This window comes from Pseudomonas sp. OV226 (assembly GCF_003148705.1).
In the GTDB taxonomy this organism is placed as follows: domain Bacteria; phylum Pseudomonadota; class Gammaproteobacteria; order Pseudomonadales; family Pseudomonadaceae; genus Aquipseudomonas.
Genome location: NZ_QGGS01000003.1, coordinates 359,304 through 373,534, shown reverse-complemented (window position 1 = coordinate 373,534; position 14,231 = coordinate 359,304). Strand labels below are relative to the sequence as shown.

11 protein-coding genes are annotated in these 14,231 nt (G+C 60.7%); 4 read left to right on the top strand and 7 right to left on the bottom strand.

The annotated features are described in order from the left end of the window. Positions 1–3: 3 nt before the first annotated feature. Entirely contained in the window at positions 4–855 is an 852-nt protein-coding gene (gene motA, locus C7534_RS07705; RefSeq protein ID WP_046028389.1) for a flagellar motor stator protein MotA, read from the bottom strand. A 166-nt stretch (positions 856–1,021) separates the two neighbouring features. On the opposite strand from motA, the gene C7534_RS07700 reads away from it, so the two are divergent. The 3 genes from C7534_RS07700 to asd are packed head-to-tail and all read left to right on the top strand — an operon-like array spanning position 1,022 to position 4,296. Then, positions 1,022–2,560, top strand: coding sequence for an HDOD domain-containing protein (locus C7534_RS07700; protein WP_046028388.1), 1,539 nt, complete (start codon positions 1,022–1,024; stop codon positions 2,558–2,560). Between the two features lie 42 nt (positions 2,561–2,602). Next, complete coding sequence (locus tag C7534_RS07695; RefSeq protein WP_046028386.1) at positions 2,603–3,418, top strand: rhodanese-like domain-containing protein; 816 nt, start codon at positions 2,603–2,605, stop codon at positions 3,416–3,418. A 17-nt stretch (positions 3,419–3,435) separates the two neighbouring features. After that, on the top strand, positions 3,436–4,296 hold the full coding sequence (gene asd, locus C7534_RS07690; protein ID WP_046028385.1) for an archaetidylserine decarboxylase: 861 nt from the start codon (positions 3,436–3,438) through the stop codon (positions 4,294–4,296). A gap of 151 nt (positions 4,297–4,447) precedes the next feature. Here asd and serB read toward each other — a convergent pair whose 3' ends face one another. Beyond that, positions 4,448–5,662, bottom strand: a complete 1,215-nt coding sequence (gene serB, locus C7534_RS07685) for a phosphoserine phosphatase SerB (RefSeq protein WP_046028383.1) — start codon at positions 5,660–5,662, stop codon at positions 4,448–4,450. A gap of 135 nt (positions 5,663–5,797) precedes the next feature. Between serB and C7534_RS07680 the strand changes: the two genes are divergently transcribed. Next, positions 5,798–7,333: an AhpA/YtjB family protein gene (locus tag C7534_RS07680; RefSeq protein WP_109785432.1), complete on the top strand. Its 1,536-nt coding sequence runs from the start codon at positions 5,798–5,800 to the stop codon at positions 7,331–7,333. 305 nt (positions 7,334–7,638) lie between these two features. Here C7534_RS07680 and C7534_RS07675 read toward each other — a convergent pair whose 3' ends face one another. The 5 genes from C7534_RS07675 to parE form a co-directional block, all read right to left on the bottom strand. Continuing rightward, on the bottom strand, positions 7,639–8,352 hold the full coding sequence (locus C7534_RS07675) for a PqiC family protein (RefSeq protein WP_046028381.1): 714 nt from the start codon (positions 8,350–8,352) through the stop codon (positions 7,639–7,641). A 176-nt stretch (positions 8,353–8,528) separates the two neighbouring features. Beyond that, complete coding sequence (parC, locus tag C7534_RS07670) at positions 8,529–10,796, bottom strand: DNA topoisomerase IV subunit A (protein ID WP_109785431.1); 2,268 nt, start codon at positions 10,794–10,796, stop codon at positions 8,529–8,531. Between the two features lie 7 nt (positions 10,797–10,803). After that, positions 10,804–11,328: a retropepsin-like aspartic protease family protein gene (locus C7534_RS07665; protein WP_046028379.1), complete on the bottom strand. Its 525-nt coding sequence runs from the start codon at positions 11,326–11,328 to the stop codon at positions 10,804–10,806. Next, positions 11,325–12,314, bottom strand: coding sequence for an esterase-like activity of phytase family protein (locus C7534_RS07660; protein WP_109785430.1), 990 nt, complete (start codon positions 12,312–12,314; stop codon positions 11,325–11,327). The genes C7534_RS07665 and C7534_RS07660 overlap by 4 nt, the downstream gene beginning before the upstream one ends. Beyond that, entirely contained in the window at positions 12,314–14,218 is a 1,905-nt protein-coding gene (parE, locus tag C7534_RS07655) for a DNA topoisomerase IV subunit B (RefSeq protein ID WP_109785429.1), read from the bottom strand. Before parE ends, C7534_RS07660 begins: the two co-directional genes overlap by 1 nt. Positions 14,219–14,231: the final 13 nt, after the last annotated feature.

Genomic DNA, 14,231 nt, shown 5'->3' with positions numbered 1-14,231 from the left:
GACTTAGCGACCGCGAACCGCTTGTTCCAGCTCAGCGAAGCTAGGACGGTGCGCCGGATACAGAACCTTGCGACCGAATTCCACGGCCAGCGATGGCGGCATGCCGGATGCCGAAGCCACCAGCGACGCCTTGATGGCCTCGTAGACGTTCAGCTCTTCCTTGGCATCGTGGGCCAGGGCGTGGGCCAACGGGCCAAAGAAACCGTACGCGGCGAGAATACCGAAGAAGGTACCGACGAGTGCCGCACCGACGTGCACACCGATCATTTTCTGATCGCTTTCGCCCAGGGAGGCCATTGTCACCACGATACCCAGTACCGCCGCCACGATACCGAAACCCGGCATGGCGTCGGCAATGCCGTTTACCGCGTGGGAAGGGTGATCCAGGTCTTCCTTGAGGCTGGTCAGTTCCATGTCGAACAGGCCTTCCAGCTCATGGGGCGCCATGTTGCCGGACGACATGATGCGCAGGTAGTCGCAGATGTACGCCGTCATGCGGTCATCTTTGAGCACCGCCGGGTACTTGGCGAAGATCGGGCTCGCCGCGGCATCTTCGATGTCGCCTTCGATGGCCATCATGCCTTCGCGGCGGCTTTTGTTGAGGATCTCGTAAATCAGCCCCAGCACTTCAAGGTAGAAGGTGTGGTTGAAACGCGAGCTGAACATCCCGAAAGCTTTCTTGAGGACGTGCTTGACCATATGGCCCGGGTTGGCCTGCAGGAATGCGCCAAGTGCCGCACCACCGATAATCATTACCTCGAAAGGCTGAATAAGGGCGGCAATCTTGCCGTGGGAGAGCACGTATCCGCCGAGCACGCTCGCGAATACGACAATGATGCCGAGAATTTTAGCCATAGGTAGGAGAGCACTTACTGAGTCGGGTTCAAGGTCATATTCGGAGGTCGAAAAATCTCTTCTTCTCCTTATCGGCAAAACTGCGCCAGACTATAGCCCGTTCAAGCGAAAAGCTAATTTAGCCTACTCCGGGCATAGGTAATGCAGACGAAGATTGCGTCCAACCATGGCTAACCAAACGAACATTCCAACGCAAAAACCGACCACGCTTGAAGGCTGGGTCAAGCTGCTCGATGGCGTGCGACTGCCGGTTCCGCAGGACAGTCACGACCGTGTGTGCAGGGCCATAACTGACAGCCGCAGCTCGCTTCGCGACATTGCGGAATTGATGCAAGACAGCCCGGCCCTGGCCTTGAGCATCATTCGTGAAGCCAATCGGCACACCCACGGCAGCATGACCGAGCCTGCGGAAAACCTTGAAGTGGCGATCAATCGCCTCGGCTTGAAACGCACCGAAGAACTGCTCGCCCGCCTGCCCGCGGAGCCGCAATCGCAGATTCCGGTTGCCTTGCGCCAACTGCAATTGATCAGCCAGCACGCGACGCAGCAGGCCAATGGTTTTTTTGCCGGTCGACTGGCGCGGCTGTGGCAGGACATTCACTGGGGCAGTCTGCTGTTTCTCTCGCCGCTGTGGCCGATGGCACTGACCCATCCGCAGTTGCTTGAAGAGTGGGAACTGCGGGTCATCCATCAAGGTGAATCGGCGCGAAAAGTCGAGAAGCAGTTGTTCGGCGTGCGTTTGCTGGAGATTTGCCAGGCACTGGTGAGCATCTGGCGCCTGCCGATCTGGGTGGAACAAGGTTATCGCCTGCTGCTGACCGAGCAGCGCGAACTGGTCCAGGTCTTGCGCATTGCCCGCGACAGCGATCATCCGTTGCGCCAGCAAAACCGCCTGGATGACGATCCGACGCTGCGCCGCTGGCTCAATCAGCCGGCCAATACCGTGCTGCTGGCCAACGGCCTGGCACTGTCGGCGCAACAGGCGTGGGACAGCCCTCACAGCGAGCGCTGGCAGTACCTGACCAGCCTTTATCTGCAAATGCCGATGGCCGAGGTGCAGCAGCAATTGCACCAACAAGCCGCCAACAGCGCCCGACTGCATGCCATGCCGGACCTGTGGCACCCCGCCGCCTCGCTGCTCTGGCCAACAGGCACGAATCGTGTCCACGCCAGGTTGCTTCCGGCAGCGGCACCGACCACCGAAGACCTGGCGAAGTGGCGCAGCCAATGTGCCGAGTTGCTGGTAGAACCCAGCCCCTTCACCAACGCCATGCACTTGACCACCTCTGCTCGGGACGCCCTCGTCGCGTGCGGGATGCGCCGAGTGATGATTTTGATGGCCGACCGCACGCACGCCAATCTGCGGGCGCATCAGATCGCCGGGTTGCCAACAGAAACGGCCGGCCTGAACCTGATGGTCAGCCAAAGCTCGGTGCTGCAACGGCTGCTCTCGCAACAGGCTCAGGTGCGCCTGACACCCGCCAATAACGCCCAGTTTTCGGCCTTGTTGCCGGCCAGCCTGCGTGCGCAATTCCGTGGCGAACACCTGTTGCTGCGCTCGCTGGTCAACAATGGGCGGGTGATCATGGTGGTGGTGGCGGATCAGGGCGGCGGGCCGTTCTCGGAAATCACCGTGCAAGCCTTCGGCAAAACCGCGCAATGCATCGAGAAAGCCTTGAACACCTTTAGCCACCGCGGCCAATGACGCTGCGCTACAATCCACACTTTTGTGCTCTGGAGACCTCACATGTCTGACTTCTCTGGCTTGCCGCTGGTGATCGAGCCGAGCGACTTGCTCCCTCGCCTCGAGGCCCGCGACCTGATTCTGGTGGACCTGACCAGCAGCGCTCGCTATGGCGAAGGGCACCTTCCCGGCGCGCGCTTTGTCGACCCCAAGCGCACGCAACTCGGCCAGGCGCCTGCGCCGGGGCTGATGCCTGCGCAAGCGGCACTCGAAGCGTTGTTTGGTGAGTTGGGACACAACCCCAATGCGGTCTACGTCGTTTATGACGACGAAGGCGGCGGCTGGGCCGGGCGTTTTATCTGGCTGCTGGATGTCATTGGCCACCGCAACTACCACTATCTGGACGGCGGACTGCCGGCCTGGCTGGCTGAAGGTTTGCCGATGTCGATCCAAATCCCGCCTTCGGTTGGCGGCCCGGTGGCATTGACCCTGCACGACGAACCTACGGCCACCCGCGAATACCTGCAAAGCCGTCTCGGCGCCGCCGACCTGGCGATCTGGGATGCGCGCGGACCGCTGGAGTACTCCGGCGAGAAAGTGCTGGCGGCCAAGGGCGGGCATATTCCCGGCGCGGTCAATTTCGAATGGACTGCGGGCATGGATAAGTCGCGCAACTTGCGCATTCGCACGGACATGCCGCAGATCCTCGAACAGCTCGGCATCACCAAAGACAAAGAAGTGATTACCCACTGCCAGACTCACCACCGTTCTGGCTTCACCTATCTGGTGGCCAAATCCCTCGGTTATCCGCGGGTCAAAGGCTACGCCGGTTCCTGGGGCGAATGGGGCAACCATCCCGACACCCCCGTAGAGATTTAAGGTTTTAAGGACAGTTAATGAATAAGCGTCTGTTTATCCTCAGCCAATACCTGCTGCCCCATCACTTGCTCTCGCGACTGGCCGGCTGCATTGCCGAATGCCGCGTGCGCTGGTTCAAAAACGCCTTTACCGCCTGGTTCGCCAAGCGTTACCAGGTGGACATGTCCCAGGCGCTGGTCGAAGACCTGACCGCCTACGAACACTTCAATGCGTTCTTCACCCGTGCCTTGAAAGACGGGGCGCGTCCACTGGACGAAACACCGGGCGCGATCCTCAGCCCGGCCGACGGTGCGGTCAGCCAACTTGGCCCGATCGAACACGGCCGCGTGTTCCAGGCCAAGGGTCACAGCTTCAGCGTGCTGGAACTGCTGGGTGGCGATGCGGCGAATGCCGCGCCGTTCATGGGCGGTGATTTCGCGACCATTTACCTGTCGCCGAAGGACTACCACCGCGTGCACATGCCGCTGGCCGGCACCTTGCGCGAGATGGTCTACATCCCGGGCCGCCTGTTCTCAGTGAATCAGACCACTGCTGAAAACGTCCCGGAACTGTTCGCCCGCAACGAGCGCGTCGCGTGCATTTTCGACACCGAGCGCGGGCCGATGGCCGTGGTACTGGTGGGCGCGATGATTGTCGCGTCGATTGAAACCGTCTGGGCAGGATTGGTCACGCCGCCGAAACGCGAGCTGAAAACCTTCCGCTACGACGAAGCCGCCCGCGCACCGATCCACCTGGAAAAAGGTGCGGAGCTGGGTCGCTTCAAACTGGGTTCGACCGCTGTTGTGCTGTTCGGGCCGGATCAAGTGCAATGGTCGGAAGAAATGACCGCTGGCGTCTCGGTGCAGATGGGCCAGGGCATGGGCCAGCCAAAGGCCTAAAGGCCAAACTGCATCCCTGTGGGAGCGGCGGTGCGGCGATCCGACTTGCCCGCGAAAGCGTCGGCACAGACAACATAGATGTTGGATGTTCCGGCCTCTTCGCGGGCAAGTCGGATCGCCGCACCGCCGCTCCCACATTTATTTGCGCTGCCTAGAGCTGACCGTCGCGATCGCGAAAACCCAACAGGTACAGCACGCCATCCAGCCCCAGGGTGGAAATCGCCTGCTTCGCCGACTGTTTCACCAGTGGCTTGGCACGGAACGCTACGCCCAACCCGGCAATCGCCAGCATCGGCAGATCGTTGGCGCCATCGCCGACCGCAATGGTCTGCTCCAGACGCAAACCTTCCTTGTGCGCCAGCTCACGCAGCAAGTCGGCCTTGCGCTGTGCATCGACAATCGGCTCGACCGCGACACCGGTGACCTTGCCGTCAACCACTTCCAGTTCGTTGGCAAACACGTAATCGATCCCCAGCTTGGCCTGCAATTGCTTGGCGAAGTAGGTGAAGCCGCCCGACAGGATTGCCGTTTTGTAGCCCAGGCGCTTGAGTTCGGCAAACAGGGTTTCGGCGCCTTCGGTCAGACGCAGCGAGGCGCCGATCGAATCCAGCACGCTGACGTCCAGGCCTTGCAGCAATGCCAGACGCTCCTTGAAGCTGGCGCGAAAATCCAGTTCGCCGGCCATGGCCCGCTCAGTGATGGCTGAAACCTGTTCACCCACGCCAGCGGCCTTGGCCAGCTCGTCGATCACTTCGGCTTCGATCAGGGTCGAGTCCATGTCGAACACCGCCAAGCGACGGTTGCGCCGGAACAGCGAATCCTCCTGGAAGGCGATATCGACGTTCAGCTCCTGAGCAACGCTCAGGAACTCGGCACGCAGTGCCTGTGGATCAGCCGCTTCGCCGCGCACCGAAAACTCGATGCAGCCCTTGCCCTTGTCGGCCGGAGTGTCCAGCGGCATGCGCCCGGACAGGCGATCAATGTGATCGATGTTCAGGCCATATTTGGCCGTGATCGAACTCACGGCCTGCAACTGTTCGGCGGTCACTTTGCGGGTCAATAGCGTCACGATGTGGCGTTTCTTGCCCTGATTGCCGACCCACTGCTGGTAATCCTCTTCGGACACCGGCGTGAAACGAACCTGTTGATCGAGCTCGTACCCCTTGAACAGGATGTCCTTGAGCACCGACTTGCCTTGCTCGGTACCGGGAATTTCAACCAGGATGCCGAACGACAGAGTGTCGTGGATCACCGCCTGACCGATGTCGAGAATGTTCACACCACCCTGGGCCAGAACGCCGGTAATGGCCGCAGTCAGACCCGGACGGTCGACTCCCGTGATGTTTATCAGGACGATTTCGCGCAAGGCGCACCCCCGCAAGTGGAAAAAAACCGCATTCTACCCACTTTCAGTGACCATCGGGCACCGTGAGCGCTTTGACGGCCTAGGGCCTGTCGCTATACTGCGCGTCAACTTCACGGACAAAAGAGCCGAGCGCAAGTGAACCGGCCCACGCCAGTAAAAACCGATAACTTCTTTCTGCTGATCTTCCGTGCACTGCGCCACCGCCGTGTACCGATTGCATTGCGCATCGCCAGCCATAACGTGATCCTGGTCGCCTTGGCCCTGGTGATCTACGCCTGTGTGATGGGTTTGCAGTTCAAGCAGGCCATGCATGAGCAGGCCGATGCGCTGGGCGAAAGCCTGACCACGCAGACGGCCACGTCCGCCACGGAGCTGTTGGTGTCCAACGACATCCTCAGCCTCAACGTGCTGCTCAACAACCTGACCAAAAACAAGCTGGTGGCCCACGCGGCCATTTATAGCGTGGATAACCGCATCCTCGCCGAAGCCGGTCAGCGTCCCAAGCACAGCCTGCTGGGCGAAGCCGAGGGCATGTACCAGAGCAAGATCACCTTCCAGGACGTGACCGCCGGGCAACTGCGCATCAGCCTGGACATGGATCAGTTCCAGCAGCCGATGACCATCAGCCTGCAAAGCATGGGCATTTTGAGTGCGATCCTGCTGGCATTGTCCCTGGCCCTTAGCCTGCGTTTGGGTCGGCATATTTCCACACCACTGCTGCAATTGCGCGTGTGGCTGCGCAACATCGACGAATACACCCCGGCCACCGAGCGTCAGGATGAGATCGGCGATCTGGCCCGTCAGCTGCACGCCAATTTCGCTCCGGAGCCCGCCGAGCCGGAACCGCAGCCCGAGCCTGAAGACGACAGCGATTACGAAGACGCGGACGACAACGAGCCGACCTTCGAAGTACGCAACCTGCGTGATCCGAGTTTCGATGAAACCAAACCGGTAGCCAGCCTCAAACCGGCGCCACGACACATTGTCAGCACCGTTGAAGACGACGATGACGATGACGATGACGCGTTCGCAGACCTGCGTGATGAGTCGGTCGCCAGCGCGCCGAAGCCGGCAGCAAAACCGGTAATTTCCAATGTGCCGCAACACAGCGCCGTCCTGGCCGTGCAACTGGGCGCTCAGGATCAACTGCGTCGCCTGCCACGCACTCGTCTGGAAGAGCTGCTCAAACGCTATCGCGACTGTCTCGACCAGGCCGCTTCGCTCTATCAGAGCGAACTGCACACCCTGAACGATGGCAGCACGCTGATGCTGTTCCACACCGAAGACAGCGGCGATGACTACCTGACCAACGCGATCTGCTGCGGCGAGCTGCTGCGGGCGCTGGGCCATCAGTTGCAAATCGAGGTCGCGGACAGCGGCATTACCCTGCAATTGCAGCTCGGGCTGACGCTGGGCGAGGAATTGTTCGGAATGAGTCAGATCGACCTGCTGCTGACCGAATCCGCCCAGGATGCCCTGGCCCTGTCGCAACACAGCCGCAACCTGCTGCTGGTGGAGCGCAAGATCAGTGACGACGTGCTGATTCGTCAACGCGCGCGGATTCGTCCGATTGCCAGCCCCGAGGGTGCTTGCTGCGTGGAGCGACTGATGGAACCTTATCCATCGATGCTGGAGCGACAACTGGCGCGGATGCATGAGCGCCGGGCGTAAGCCTTAGCCTGTAACAATGAAGCCCGCAGATGAGTGATCATCTGCGGGTTTTTTGTGGGTGCCATGTAGCAGCTGCCGAGCCTGCGAGGTTGCGTTCGCCTCGACCCGCGCTCGGGCTTGGGCTTGGGCTTGGGCTTGGGCCCAACAGGCGTAAGGGCAATGGGCTTATTCAGTCAGACTGTACTCACAGGATTTGCGAGGACTTCGTCCTCGAACGCAGCCTCGCAGGCTCGACAGCTGCTACACGCTCATTCAGAAACAACAAAGCCCGCACAGGGCGGGCTTTGCTTTGGATCAATCCAGGCTTAGAACCTGAACACTTCCATATCGGTCCGGATTGGCGATGCCATCGGGATTTTCGGCTGTTTCTCTTGCTCGGCCGCTGGAGCCACAGGCTTGGCAGCCGGTTTTTTTGGTGCTTCAGCGATTGGCGGCTGATTGGCCAATGGTTTGAGCGCCACCGACAATTGCTCGGCCAGGCGCTGCAACAACACGCCTTGGGCCTGTACCTGCGCTGCCGTACCACCCGCGTGCTGCTCTTGCAGGTGAATGATGCGGTTATCGCGAACCTGACCACGACGGTCGATCAAACGCCATTGCGCATCCAGGATGGCCGGTTGCGACGCGCCCGAATCCAGGCGAGTAATCGTCAGCAGTACCTGGACATCTGGCGTGAAACCGGTTGTGGCGGGCGCCAGCACAACACGCTGACTGTCCAGATGACCGGCGACCTGACGCAGCAACAGCTGATCAATGTCAGAGGACAAGCTACCCGCCCAACGACCATCCGTCGACGCTTGCAGACTGCCATCGGGCTGACGCTGCAACAAGGTTTCACGTTGCAGGTAATCGGCGACCGTTACCGGGCCCAACAATACCGCCATACCCGCGCTTTGCGCAGGTGCAACCGGGCTTCCGCTGTCCAGTTGATACAGCGACACCGGCTGGTGAACGCTGCAACCCGCCAGGCCAAGAACGCCGGCGAGCATCAAAATAAAAGGAAGGCGCAGAGCAGTCATCGTCCCATCCAGGTGATTGCCACAAGGCTAACCACAGTGAAAATACTCAATAAATATGAAGAACGCTCGACCACGCCGGCGCTTGAAAGGCCATATCATCCGTGAATATGCGTTCCGACTCCAGCGCCAAAGCGTCGATCTACGCGTTAAATCGTAGATCGAGGCCTCTAGGACGCTTAATTGAGGTTTTCGACGAGCAGCGCATCTACCCTCTGAAAGCCCCGTGGCAACTTGTTACCACGACGCCCACGCTCACCTTTGTAGTGTTCGAGGTCGTCCACTTTCAGTGACAAGGTACGTTTTCCAGCCTGCAGCACCAAAGTGGCACCCTCCGGCAGAACGGCGATGTCCGTCACATATTCTTCGCGATTGGCCACACGCTCACCGGTGATCCCGATGATCTTGTTGCCTTTGCCCTTCCCTAATTGTGGCAGGTCGCTGATCTTGAAGATCAGCAGGCGACCTTCGGTCGTCACCGAAGCCAGCCAGTTGTTCTCGCGATCGGCCACCGGGCGCGGAAGAATGACCTTCGAGTTGCTCGGCAGGCTCAAGAGTGCCTTGCCGGCCTTGTTCTTGGCCTGGAAGTCTTCACCTTTGACCACGAAGCCATAACCGGCGTCGGAGGCAATCACGTACAGCGAATCATCTTCCGGCATCAGCACGCATTCGAAGCTTGCGCCTGGCGGTGGCGTCAGACGACCGGTCAGCGGTTCGCCCTGGCCGCGAGCCGACGGCAGGGTGTGCGCCGCCACTGAATAACTGCGCCCGGTGGAGTCGATAAACACCGCAAACTGGTTGGAGCGACCGGCCGCCAGCGCCTTGAACCCGTCCCCGGCCTTGTAGGAAAGCCCCGTGGCGTCGATTTCGTGCCCCTTGGCCGAGCGAACCCAGCCTTTTTCCGACAGCACGACGGTCACTTTCTCGTTCGGCAGCAGATCGTGCTCGGTCAGGGCCTTGGCCTCGGTCCGCTCGACGATCGGTGAACGACGGTCGTCGCCATAGGTTTCGGCGTCCTTGATCAGCTCGGTGCGCACCAGCTTTTTCAGCTTGGTTTCGCTGCCCAGCAGGGCTTGCAGCTTGGCTTGCTCCTTGAGCAACTCATCCTGCTCGTCACGCAGCTTCATCTCTTCCAGTCGTGCCAACTGACGCAAACGGGTGTCGAGGATGTAGTCGGCCTGGATTTCGCTCAGGGCGAAACGCGCGATCAGGGCGGCTTTTGGATGCTCCTCGGTCCGGATAATGTGAATCACTTCATCCAGGTTGAGGTAGGCAATCAACAAACCGTCCAACAGGTGCAGGCGACGTTCGACCTTGTCGAGGCGGAATTGCAGGCGACGACGCACGGTCTGAACCCGGAACTCCAGCCACTCGACCAGCAGCGCGCGCAGGTTTTTCAGCTGCGGCTTGCCGTCCAGGCCGATGATGTTGATGTTGACCCGGTAGCTCGACTCCAGCTCGGTGCTGGCGAACAGGTGCTGCATCAGTGCGTCGTGGTCAAAGTTTTTGCGTGCGCCCGGAATGATCACGATCCGGCACGGGTTTTCGTGGTCGGATTCGTCGCGCAGGTCAGCGATCTGCGGCGCCTTGGACGGCTTGGCCTGCATCATCGCGGCGATCTGTTCCAGCACCTTGGCACCGGAGACCTGATGCGGCAGCGCGGTCACGATGATGTCGCCATCTTCGATGTGGTACACGGCGCGCATACGCACCGAGCCCTTGCCGGTTTCGTACATTTTCAGCAGGTCGGCGCGCGGGGTGATGATTTCCGCTTCGGTCGGGTAATCCGGGCCCTGGATGTGTTCACAGAGCTGTTCGACCGTGGCTTTGGGCTCATCGAGCAAACGCACGCAGGCTGTCGCGACTTCGCGCAGATTATGCGGCGGCACGTCAGTGGCCATGCCCACGGCGATGCCGGTGGTGCCATTGAGCAGGATGTTCGGCAAACGTGCTGGCAACACCAGCGGCTCGTCGAGGGTGCCGTCGAAGTTCGGGCCCCAGTCCGCAGTGCCCTGGCCCAGTTCGCTGAGCAGCACTTCGGAGTAACGGGACAGGCGCGCCTCGGTGTAACGCATGGCCGCGAACGACTTGGGATCATCCGGCGCACCCCAGTTACCCTGACCGTCGACCAGCGTGTAGCGGTAGCTGAACGGCTGGGCCATCAGGACCATGGCTTCGTAGCAGGCCGAGTCGCCGTGCGGGTGAAACTTGCCGAGCACGTCACCGACGGTACGCGCCGATTTCTTGTGCTTGGAATCGGCGTCCAGCCCCAACTCGCTCATCGCGTAGATGATGCGCCGCTGTACCGGTTTCAGGCCGTCGCCGATATGCGGCAAGGCACGGTCCATGATCACGTACATGGAATAATTGAGGTAGGCATTTTCGGTGAAGTCAGCCAGTGACCGGCGTTCTACACCGTCCAGGCTGAGATCAAGGGAGTCGCTCATGCGGGCCTCATCGGTTCGTTGTCTGGCGCAGCAACATGGTGCCACCGCGCTGGGTAAATTCAAGTTTGTTCAGTGCACTCATGCCGAGCAGCACCTGTTTGCCTTCCAGTCCTGGCGCGACCAGCGCGCGAACATCACGCAGCACAATATCGCCCAGTTGCAGCCGGTCGATGCGGGTGCGGTAGCCCTCGCTCAGACCATTGGCCGTGCTCAGGGTCACCCCGAAGCCTTGTTCCAGTTTCAGCCCTTCGGCCACGCTGGCCGGAATCGACACATCCGTCGCCCCGGTATCGAGCATGAAATCCACCGGGTGGCCGTTGATTGCGCCGCTGGCCACAAAATGCCCTTGGCTATTGCTGACCAGCTTTACTTCGATAAAACCTTCACCCTGTTCCGAGCTGACCACCACATTGGGGTTTTGCTGGCGCTCCTCCCATTGCCCGAAAAACCGTGTCGCCAGAAACAGCGCGGCACACCAGGCCAGCACCAACATGACCCGGCCGGCGCGTTTGCCCGGTGTTTGCTGGCTCACGGCTTGGCGCTCCAACCACCTTCAGGCGCGGCGAAGCGCCAGACCACCGGGCGACTTTCGCCATCGGCGCGAGCACCGTTGTTGTTGTCGACACCGATCCAGACACCGTCAGCGTCCACGACCAACGCTTCTTCCAGCCCATAGTTCTGTGGATAACGACGGTTGGCCTGCAGCAGTTCTGCCGCATACGACCAGCAACGCTCGACTTTCACCGTTTGCAGATCGCGGCGGCAAATCTGGTACGCGTTGCGCTCAAGGGTGAACAGTTTGCCGTTGAACAACGATATATCGGAAAAATCCCGAGATACCGGTTTGGCATTGGGAAATTGCGGCGGCTGCATTTCCATGCCCGCCTCGCTCAGCAGCACACAGCCACCGTCGCAGTCCCATACCGTTTGTTTGCGCTTGATCGTCAACAATCCGCGGCTTTGGCGCTCGGCAGCGAACCACATCTGATCACCCGCCGGATTGATCGCCAAACCCTCGAACAGTGCATTGAATTGCAACAGCATGCCACTGGCCCGCGCTTCGCGAACCAGCATCGGCGAAATGTTCAGCCAGGTCGCCGGCCCCGTGAGCGGCACTTGCAGGACGGCCGCATGGCTTTCGCTGACAATGTAGCGATTGCCGGCGCCGTCACAGGTAATGGCTTCGAAATCCAGGTCGCCGCCACGTACGAAAGACGCCGCCCAGGCCCGCGAACGCAAGCCCCAGGGCAAACCGCTGTCCGGCACCGGCGGCACACCGATGCGCACGGTTTCAGCCTGCCAGACCGTGTCGCGGGTATCGAGACGGTAGATTTGATCGTCGTCGCGATCGGAAACTGTCCACAGGTCTTTGCCGCACTGAGCCAGCCCCGACAGGTTGCCGCCGGGCATGCCGTCAATCGGATGCTCGGCGACCACGCGCAACTCTGGTGCCGGTTCGGCAGAAGCCAAAACCGGGGTCAGCAGTAACGCACACGCCAGGGCAAAGCCAAGCCGCATCAACCAAGAACCTCGGCCAGGTTGCCCTTGGATTCGAGCCAGGACTTGCGGTCACCGGCGCGTTTCTTCGCCAGCAGCATGTCCATCATTTCCGAGGTCGCCTCGAAGTCTTCCAGCGTCAGTTGCACCAGGCGCCGAGTGTTCGGGTCCATGGTGGTTTCGCGCAACTGCGGCGGGTTCATTTCACCCAGGCCTTTGAATCGGGTGACCTGCGGCTTGCCGCGTTTCTTCTCGGCGACCAGACGATCGAGAATGCCATCGCGCTCGGCTTCGTCCAGGGCGTAGTAAATCTCTTTGCCCAAGTCGATACGGTACAGCGGCGGCATCGCGACGTAGACATGGCCGGCATCGACCAGCGGGCGGAAATGCTGGACGAACAAGGCACACAGCAACGTGGCGATGTGCAGACCGTCGGAGTCGGCGTCGGCGAGAATGCAGATTTTGCCGTAACGCAGCTGGCTAATGTCTGCGGCGCCCGGATCGACGCCAATGGCCACGGCGATGTTGTGCACTTCCTGGCTGGCCAGCACTTCGCTGCCGTCGACTTCCCAGGTGTTCAGAATCTTGCCGCGCAACGGCAGGATCGCCTGAAACTCTTTGTCCCGTGCTTGCTTGGCGGAACCGCCGGCGGAGTCACCTTCCACCAGGAACAGCTCGGAACGCATCGGGTCCTGCCCAGCGCAATCGGCCAGTTTTCCCGGCAGCGCCGGCCCTGCGGTGATGCGCTTGCGTTCGACCTTCTTGCTCGCCTTGAGACGACGGCCGGCGTTGTTGATCGCCAGTTCGGCCAGCAGCATGCCGGTTTCCGGGTTGGCGTTGAGCCACAGGCTGAAGGCGTCCTTGACCACACCGGAAACGAACGCCGCCGCTTCACGGGACGACAGGCGTTCTTTGGTCTGGCCGGAAAATTGCGGTTCCTGCATTTTCATCGACAGAACGAAGGCGATGCGCTCCCACACGTCTTCCGGCGCCAGCTTCACGCCGCGCGGCAGCAGGCTGCGGAATTCGCAGAACTCACGCATCGCATCGAGCAAGCCCTGACGCAAACCGTTGACGTGGGTGCCGCCCTGGGCCGTCGGAATCAGGTTGACGTAGCTTTCCTGAACCGCGTCGCCACCTTCCGGCAGCCACAACAGCGCCCAGTCGACCGCTTCTTTATTACCGGCCAGGCTGCCGCAGAACGGTTCGTCCGGCAGGCGTTCGAATTCGCTGACGGCGTCTACCAGGTAGGAGCGCAGGCCATCTTCGTAATGCCATTCGACTTTTTCACCGGTGGCTTTGTCTTCAAAACTGACCAGCAACCCCGGGCACAGAACAGCCTTGGCCTTGAGCACGTGCTTGAGGCGGCTGATGGAGAATTTCGGCGAATCGAAGTATTTCGGGTCCGGTGCGAAGAACACGCTGGTCCCGGTGTTGCGTTTACCGACCGTGCCGATCACTTCCAGCTCGGTTTTCTTGTAACCATCGGCGAACGTCATCTGGTATTCGTTGCCGTCACGCTTCACGCGTACCCGGACTTCGGTCGACAAGGCGTTGACCACCGAAATACCCACCCCGTGCAGACCGCCGGAGAACTGGTAGTTCTTGTTGGAAAACTTGCCGCCCGCGTGCAGCTTGGTGAGGATCAGCTCGACCCCGGAAACACCCTCTTCAGGGTGAATGTCCACCGGCATGCCACGGCCGTCGTCACTGACTTCCAGGGAATGATCGGCGTGCAGGATGACTTGCACCGAGCTCGCATGCCCGGCCAAGGCTTCGTCGACGCTGTTGTCGATGACTTCCTGGGCGAGGTGGTTCGGCCGACTGGTGTCGGTGTACATGCCGGGGCGTTTGCGCACCGGGTCGAGGCCCGAGAGGACTTCGATGGCGTCTGCGTTATAAGAGCTAGCGCTGGGAGTGGCCATGGGGTCTCGTCGT

Excerpts from the sequence above, each read along its gene's own strand:
- asd (WP_046028385.1), top strand. The coding sequence starts at position 3,436 with ATGAATAAGCGTCTGTTTATCCTCAGCCAATACCTGCTGCCCCATCAC.
- parC (WP_109785431.1), bottom strand. The coding sequence starts at position 10,796 with ATGAGCGACTCCCTTGATCTCAGCCTGGACGGTGTAGAACGCCGGTCA.
- C7534_RS07675 (WP_046028381.1), bottom strand. The coding sequence starts at position 8,352 with ATGACTGCTCTGCGCCTTCCTTTTATTTTGATGCTCGCCGGCGTTCTT.
- parE (WP_109785429.1), bottom strand. The coding sequence starts at position 14,218 with ATGGCCACTCCCAGCGCTAGCTCTTATAACGCAGACGCCATCGAAGTC.
- C7534_RS07700 (WP_046028388.1), top strand. The coding sequence starts at position 1,022 with ATGGCTAACCAAACGAACATTCCAACGCAAAAACCGACCACGCTTGAA.
- C7534_RS07695 (WP_046028386.1), top strand. The coding sequence starts at position 2,603 with ATGTCTGACTTCTCTGGCTTGCCGCTGGTGATCGAGCCGAGCGACTTG.
- motA (WP_046028389.1), bottom strand. The coding sequence starts at position 855 with ATGGCTAAAATTCTCGGCATCATTGTCGTATTCGCGAGCGTGCTCGGC.
- C7534_RS07660 (WP_109785430.1), bottom strand. The coding sequence starts at position 12,314 with ATGCGGCTTGGCTTTGCCCTGGCGTGTGCGTTACTGCTGACCCCGGTT.